This window comes from Faecalicatena contorta (assembly GCF_021531995.1).
Taxonomy (GTDB): Bacteria; Bacillota; Clostridia; order Lachnospirales; family Lachnospiraceae; genus Dorea_A; species Dorea_A contorta_A.
Genome location: NZ_JAFBIZ010000137.1, coordinates 1 through 6,676 on the forward strand (window position 1 = coordinate 1; position 6,676 = coordinate 6,676).

9 protein-coding genes and 1 other RNA gene are annotated in these 6,676 nt (G+C 42.5%); 7 read left to right on the top strand and 3 right to left on the bottom strand.

The window, feature by feature from the left end:
• Positions 1-131: 131 nt before the first annotated feature.
• The 7 genes from JQM82_RS13745 (at position 132) to rnpB (ending at position 4,634) form a co-directional block, all read left to right on the top strand.
• Complete coding sequence (locus JQM82_RS13745) at positions 132-1,280, top strand: iron-containing alcohol dehydrogenase (protein WP_235250958.1); 1,149 nt, start codon at positions 132-134, stop codon at positions 1,278-1,280.
• A gap of 180 nt (positions 1,281-1,460) precedes the next feature.
• Positions 1,461-1,847 carry a CidA/LrgA family protein gene (locus tag JQM82_RS13750; protein WP_235250959.1) on the top strand — a complete coding sequence of 129 codons (387 nt, stop codon included), beginning with the start codon at positions 1,461-1,463 and terminating at the stop codon, positions 1,845-1,847.
• On the top strand, positions 1,840-2,517 hold the full coding sequence (locus JQM82_RS13755) for an LrgB family protein (RefSeq protein ID WP_235250960.1): 678 nt from the start codon (positions 1,840-1,842) through the stop codon (positions 2,515-2,517). The genes JQM82_RS13750 and JQM82_RS13755 overlap by 8 nt, the downstream gene beginning before the upstream one ends.
• A gap of 55 nt (positions 2,518-2,572) precedes the next feature.
• A complete protein-coding gene (locus tag JQM82_RS13760; protein ID WP_235250962.1) occupies positions 2,573-3,043 on the top strand; it encodes a MogA/MoaB family molybdenum cofactor biosynthesis protein in 471 nt (156 codons plus the stop codon).
• Positions 3,044-3,046: 3 nt separating this feature from the next.
• Positions 3,047-3,742, top strand: coding sequence for an MBL fold metallo-hydrolase (locus tag JQM82_RS13765; RefSeq protein WP_235250964.1), 696 nt, complete (start codon positions 3,047-3,049; stop codon positions 3,740-3,742).
• Entirely contained in the window at positions 3,742-4,221 is a 480-nt protein-coding gene (gene rnhA / locus JQM82_RS13770) for a ribonuclease HI (protein ID WP_235250968.1), read from the top strand. The genes JQM82_RS13765 and rnhA overlap by 1 nt, the downstream gene beginning before the upstream one ends.
• A gap of 61 nt (positions 4,222-4,282) precedes the next feature.
• Positions 4,283-4,634, top strand: an RNA gene (gene rnpB, locus JQM82_RS13775) — RNase P RNA component class A.
• A 70-nt stretch (positions 4,635-4,704) separates the two neighbouring features.
• Here the strand turns inward: rnpB and JQM82_RS13780 are convergent.
• From JQM82_RS13780 to JQM82_RS13790, 3 genes are read right to left on the bottom strand one after another with little or no spacing between them, the layout of a single operon-like run.
• Complete coding sequence (locus JQM82_RS13780; protein ID WP_235250965.1) at positions 4,705-5,151, bottom strand: aspartate carbamoyltransferase regulatory subunit; 447 nt, start codon at positions 5,149-5,151, stop codon at positions 4,705-4,707.
• Positions 5,152-5,164: 13 nt separating this feature from the next.
• A complete protein-coding gene (pyrB, locus tag JQM82_RS13785; protein ID WP_235250966.1) occupies positions 5,165-6,082 on the bottom strand; it encodes an aspartate carbamoyltransferase in 918 nt (305 codons plus the stop codon).
• A gap of 14 nt (positions 6,083-6,096) precedes the next feature.
• Positions 6,097-6,633, bottom strand: coding sequence for a nitroreductase family protein (locus JQM82_RS13790; protein WP_235250967.1), 537 nt, complete (start codon positions 6,631-6,633; stop codon positions 6,097-6,099).
• Positions 6,634-6,676: the final 43 nt, after the last annotated feature.

The window sequence follows — 6,676 nt, forward strand, 5'->3', positions numbered from 1 at the left end:
TAAGTATTGAATTTTTGAGGGCTTTGTGCTTATAATAGGTACATGGCAATGGGGTCACATCAAAAGATGTGGCCTTTTTCTTTTTTTTAGAAAATGCCGGTGATATCAGGTGAAAGGGTGACTATAATAAGATGAAAGACTACACATTTAAAGTACCACAGGATATTGTATTTGGACTGGGCTCTTTAAAAAGACTGCCGGAATTACTTGAAAAAAGTGGTTCCAAAAAGATGATGATTGTGTCCGACCGGGGGCTGGAAAAACTTGGAGTGGTTCAAAAAGTAACGGATATTGTAGAAGCAGAAGGAATTGAAACCTGCAGTTTTCTTGACATTCTTCCTAATCCTACGGTTGATATGGTAGATGAAGCGACGAAAGTATATAAGGAGTCTGGTGCGACCAGCATTGTTGCACTGGGCGGCGGAAGTCCGATGGATGTTGCGAAAGCAGTAGGAGTGCTTGCCAGATATGGTGGTTCTATCACAGAATATGAAGGGGCACATCTGGTTCCGGGGCCGATTGAGCCCATTATAGCGATTCCGACTACAGCAGGTACCGGAAGTGAAGTGACTGCATTTTCTGTCATCACAGATATGTCCAGAAATTATAAATTGACGGTATTCAGTTATGAGCTTTTGCCAAAATATGCGTTGCTTGATCCGGAGATGATCATGTCAGTTCCGCCGATGGTTGCGGCATCCTGTGGAATAGATGCCTTGATTCATGCATGGGAAGCTTATACCTCTCTTGGTGCGTCTCCATTTTCAGATGCAATGGCTGAAAAGGCAATGGAACTGATTGGAGGTAATATCCGAAGATTCGTTGCGAACAGAAAGGATGAGGAAGCAGCATGTGCCATGATGTCAGGAAGCATGTTTGCAGGAATTGCATTTGCATGGGCAAGACTTGGCGATGTGCATGCGATGTCTCACCCGGTCAGCGCATTTTTCGGTGTGCAGCATGGAATTGCCAATTCGATTCTGTTGCCGGTTATCGTAGAATATAATGCACTGGCAGATCATGGAAGATATGAAAAGATCTACAACTATATTAGTGAGGATAAAGAACCGGTAAAAGATTTTAAACCGGAATTGCTGGTAGAAGAGATTCGAAAGCTGAATGATTCCCTCGGAATTCCAAGGACTCTTTCAGAGGTTGGAGTAACAGAAGATAAGATTCCGCAGATGGCAGCGGATGCCATGAAGAGTGGAAACATTGCGGCTAATCCAAGACAGACTACGCTAAAAGATGTGGAGATGTTGTATCGCAGAGCATTATAATGACGGGACGATGATACAGACAATAAAAAGGATGATTATAGAATGTACGGCGTGTATTCTATGAGCATCCTTTTTTTTCGGGGTCCTGTTAGATACAGAAAAGAAGAAAGGAAAAATGGATTGACAAAGCCGTGAAATTATAATAGGGTTTATATATTCGAGGGTAAAGGAGAGATACAAATGAGTAAGATAATATTAAAGCAGTTGGGAATCATTCTGGTAATCTGCCTGATCGCAGAAGCAGTGACTTCCATATTGCCGGTTACTATTCCAAGCAGTGTGATTGCGATTTTGATTCTTGCGCTGCTTTTAGCAATCCACGTGTTAAAAGAAGAGCACATCAGAGAGACAGCAGATTTTATGCTGGATAATATGGCGTTGGTATTTGTTCCAATTACAGTAGGAATGTTTGAAGAACTGGAACTTCTTAAGGGGCAGGTTGCAGGATTTCTTGTGGTCGTATGTATTTCACTGGTGCTGACATTTTTAGGCACCTATGCTTCCGTAAGAATTGTCCAGAAGCTTTTGAATTGTGGGAAAGAAAAAGGAGGAAAGTCAAATGAGTAATCTCTGGTCAGATCCTTTATTTGGAATTATGTTGACGGTCATCGCATTTTATATTGGAAGTATAGTGGCAAAGAAAGTAAAATCACCGATTGCAAATCCACTTCTGATCGCTATGATCATCTGCATTCTGGTGATGAAGATATTTCATGTGTCATATGAAGAATATATGGAGGGGGCACAGTTTATATCATTGTTCTTAGTACCGGCAACAGCAATTTTAGGGTTGTCCATCTATCGGCAGCGAAAGGTTTTGAAAGAGCAGTTCCTTCCAATTGTGATTGGCTGTTTGTCCGGAAGCCTTTTGTCGATGGGAAGTACAGTTGTTCTTTGCAAGATGCTGGCACTTCACAGTGAGATGCTGTATTCACTGATTCCAAAATCTGTGACGACAGCAATTGCACTGGATGTATCGGAGCAGTTGGGCGGACTTCGTTCTATTACTATGATGGCAGTAATATTATGTGGGACAGTAGGAGCAATTATTCATCCAATGGTGATTCGTCTGCTTAGATTGAATGATCCGGTAGCAACAGGAGTTGCGTTTGGAACGGCAAGTCATGCCATCGGTACTTCAAAAGCGCTTGAAATCGGCGAAGTGGAAGGTGCAGTCAGTGGAGTGGCGATGGGAGTCGCAGGAATCTGTACGGTAATCATTGCATTATTTCTGTAAAAGGTATAATATTATAAAATACATGACTATTGATGAAAGGTAATGGAGGTACGATATGAAAGTAGCAATTATTACGGCAAATACAGATATATACAAGGGGAGAGAGGAGAATTCCAGTGGAGAAGCAATTCGTAAAATGCTTGAAGAAGCCGGATTTGAAACAGTGTTTCTTAGAGCACTTCCGCTTGACCGGGAAGTATTATCTGCAGTAATGCAGCGGATTGCAGATGGCCGTCTTGCTGATCTGATCCTTACGACAGGAGGAGCAGGATGTGCTCCTCAGGATTGTACACCGGAGGCAACAACAGATATCGTAGAGAGACCGGTACTTGGAATTGCAGAAGCAATGCGTGCTCATACGATGAAACTGACAAAGCGTTCCATGCTGAATCGCAGTACTGCAGGAATCCGCAACGGTGTTCTGATTGTAAATCTTCCGGGAAAAACACAGGCAGTAAAAGAAAGTCTGAGATACCTTCTTCCGGAACTTGCACATGCAGTGGAAGTGATCCGGAAAGAGGATTAACAGATGAAGGTTACATATCTGAGACACAGTGGTTTTGTAGTGGAATATGCAGAGCTTGTTCTTGTTTTTGATTATTACAAAGGCACACTGCCGGATTATTCAGCAGATAAAAAGATCTATGTGTTTGTTAGCCACAGACATCATGATCATTTTCAGAAAACTATTTTTGAATGGAAGGATAGATATCCTGATATCCAGTATATTCTTTCTGACGATATTAAAGAAAAGGGACCGGAAGGATGTACCTGTTATATTGGACCACGGGAAAAGATCACAGTGGATGATCTTGGGATTCAGACTTTCCGGTCTACGGATGAAGGAGTTGCTTTTCTAATAGAATGCAAGGGAAAGGTACTGTATCATGCCGGGGATCTGAACTGGTGGCACTGGGAAGAAGAAAGTGATGTCTATAATGAGATGATGAGGCGAAAATATCAGCATGAAATCAATAAGATAGGATATGACGGTATCGACATTGCTTTTGTACCACTGGATCCAAGGCAGGAAAGACAGGAACTCTGGGGTCTTGATTATTTTATGAAGCATACGAATACGGAACGTGTATTTCCGATGCATATGTGGGACAGATATGAAGTATATGACAGATTAATGAATGATCCGCAGGCAGAATCTTATAAGGACAGGGTAATGCATATTACCGGTCCGCAGCAGATATTTGAATGGGAGGACGAAATATGATGCATGTGAGTATCTATACGGACGGTGCGGCAAGAGGTAATCCGGATGGCCCGGGAGGTTATGGAACTGTATTGGAATATGTGAATTCCAAAGGAGTTCTGCATATGAAAGAGCTTTCGCAGGGATACAGACGCACGACTAACAATCGTATGGAGCTTATGGCGGTAATTGCAGGACTGGAAGCATTGAATCGTCCCTGTGAGGTGGATCTGTATTCTGATTCCAAATATGTAGTAGACGCATTCAATCAGCACTGGATAGACAGCTGGTTGAAAAAGGGATGGAAACGAGGAAAGAATGAACCGGTCAAGAATGTGGACCTCTGGAAAAGACTTTTAAAAGCGAAGGAACAGCATCAGGTCGTGTTTCACTGGGTGAAGGGGCATGATGGACATCCGCAGAATGAAAGGTGTGATCAGCTGGCCACATCTGCAGCTGACGGTAATGAATTGATAGAAGATATCGGGATCACAGGATAAAAAGTATTTGTGATTTTGAGATACCAGTGTTATAATGAAAAACGTGCGTAATGCACATATGCAAGTAAGACAGGTAATCGCGGCTGCAAAAGCTGAAAAGCTGCAGACGAGGAAAGTCCGGGCTTCATAGGGCAGGATGCCGGATAACGTCCGGTGGAGGTGACTCCAAGGAAAGTGCAACAGAAATGTACCGCCTGAATTTTATTCAGGTAAGGGTGGAAGGGCAGTGTAAGAGACTACCGCCCTGTTGGTAACAGCAGGGGCATATGTAAACCCCATTCGAAGCAAGACCGGATAAAGACAATGTGGCGGCCCGTCACGTCTTAGGTAGGTCGCTTGAATCCATCGGCAACGATGGATCTAGATAGATGATTACTCAACGACATAACCCGGCTTATCGTTTTGCTTGTTTTATTATGAATAAAATGAAGGGACTATCTCTGTATTGAGACAGTCCCTTTATTAGTATGCATTTATTTTATGTTATTTCAGATTGCCTTCATATTTCTCTTCGCAATATTTGCAGCGATATACCTCTTTTTCCGGATTGGTAAGAACAAATATGTGATCCAATTCCTGTTCAATGGACGTGATACATCTTGGATTTTTACAGCGGATCACATTTTTAATCTCACGGGGAAGATGTAATGCTTTCTTTTCGACGATCTCAGAATCCTTGATAATATTGATGGTAATGTTGTGATCGATAAAGCCGAGAATATCAAGATCTATAAAATCAATCGGACATTCAATCTTCATGATGTCTTTTTTACCCATCTTACTGCTCCTGGCATTTTTTATGATTGCAACACAGCAGTCCAGCTTGTCGAGATGAAGATATTTATAGATATCCATGCTTCGACCAGCCTGAATATGATCCAGAACAAATCCTTCTTCAATACGGCCAACGTTCAATGTATTATTTATCATAATGCGTTCCTCCTTACACTTCAATTTCCAACAGTGTCAGTATCAGCGCCATACGGATGTATACACCGTACTGTACCTGCTTAAAGTATGCTGCCCTCGGGTCATCGTCTACTTCAACGGAGATCTCGTTGACTCTCGGAAGCGGATGGAGTACATACATATTCTCCGGAGCCATTTTCATCTTCTTTGCATCCAGGATATAGAAGTCCTTCATACGTACATAATCTTCTTCGTTGAAGAAACGTTCTTTCTGAACACGTGTCATGTAGAGAAGATCCAGTTTTGGCAGGGCGTCTTCGAGACGAACGACTTCTTCATAAGGAATATTTTCACGATCCAGAATATCGGAACGGATATAGCTTGGGAGTCTCAATTCTTCCGGAGAGATCAGAACAAACCGGATTCCAGGATAACGAACCAGTGCATGAATCAGAGAGTGCACAGTACGTCCGAACTTCAGATCTCCGCACAAGCCGATCGTCATGTGATCCAGATGTCCTTTTAAAGAGCGGATCGTAAGAAGATCAGTAAGAGTCTGTGTCGGATGCTGATGTCCACCGTCACCTGCATTAATCACAGGAATGGTAGAATGTCTGGATGCTACCATTGGGGCGCCTTCTTTTGGATGACGCATTGCACAGATATCCGCATAGCAGGATACGGTTCGAATAGTGTCGGATACACTTTCTCCCTTAGCAGCAGAACTGGAATCCTGAGAGGAGAAGCCGAGAACGCTTCCGCCAAGGTTCAGCATGGCAGCTTCGTGGCTCAGTCTGGTTCTTGTACTTGGTTCATAGAACAAAGTGGCAAGCTTTTTTCCAGCACAGGCATGTGCATATTTTTCGGGATTTGCCTCGATGTCATTGGCAAGATCCATAAGTTTGTCTAATTCTTCCACAGTGAAATCAAGTGGACTCATTAAGTGTCTCATAAAAACCTCCTCAATTATAAATATGTAAGTAATTCAGATACAGATTTCCGCTTTGGTGCTTCGGGATCAATATCCGGCCAGCCAATTGCAATCAGTGCCCCCAATTCCTGATCGTCCGGGATATTCAGAAGGCTGGTAATTCCATCTTCATCCCAGATTCCCATGATTACCGTACCAAGACCTGATTCGTGGGCAGCAAGACAAAAGGTCTGGCATGCTGCACCAATATCAAACATCTGCCAGCGGTCTCCTTTTTTGGTTGAGTAAGAACCGTCGCGTTCAAATCCGCTGCGGCCTTTTACAAAGGTTACTGCAATCAGCATAGGGACCTGTTTGATAATATTGGAATTGTGTTCTTGGGTATAATCATTAATAATAGAATTAAGAATTGAAGAATCTTCAATGGCGATATAACGAGTAATCTGACTATTCTTCCAGGAAGGCGAATAGGATGCAGCCGATATCAGGGACTCTAATAATGAATGATCAATGGAATCAGGTTTAAACTTTCGGATACTTCTTCTGGTTTTGATACATTCAAGTGTGTTCATATCATTATCCTCCGTATTGAAAATCTTTCATACATCATATAAT

Bases quoted from the DNA above. Each gene is read 5' to 3' on its own strand.
- JQM82_RS13745 (WP_235250958.1), top strand. From the start codon at position 132: ATGAAAGACTACACATTTAAAGTACCACAGGATATTGTATTTGGACTG.
- JQM82_RS13750 (WP_235250959.1), top strand. From the start codon at position 1,461: ATGAGTAAGATAATATTAAAGCAGTTGGGAATCATTCTGGTAATCTGC.
- JQM82_RS13755 (WP_235250960.1), top strand. From the start codon at position 1,840: ATGAGTAATCTCTGGTCAGATCCTTTATTTGGAATTATGTTGACGGTC.
- JQM82_RS13760 (WP_235250962.1), top strand. From the start codon at position 2,573: ATGAAAGTAGCAATTATTACGGCAAATACAGATATATACAAGGGGAGA.
- JQM82_RS13765 (WP_235250964.1), top strand. From the start codon at position 3,047: ATGAAGGTTACATATCTGAGACACAGTGGTTTTGTAGTGGAATATGCA.
- rnhA (WP_235250968.1), top strand. From the start codon at position 3,742: ATGCATGTGAGTATCTATACGGACGGTGCGGCAAGAGGTAATCCGGAT.
- JQM82_RS13780 (WP_235250965.1), bottom strand. From the start codon at position 5,151: ATGATAAATAATACATTGAACGTTGGCCGTATTGAAGAAGGATTTGTT.
- pyrB (WP_235250966.1), bottom strand. From the start codon at position 6,082: ATGAGACACTTAATGAGTCCACTTGATTTCACTGTGGAAGAATTAGAC.
- JQM82_RS13790 (WP_235250967.1), bottom strand. From the start codon at position 6,633: ATGAACACACTTGAATGTATCAAAACCAGAAGAAGTATCCGAAAGTTT.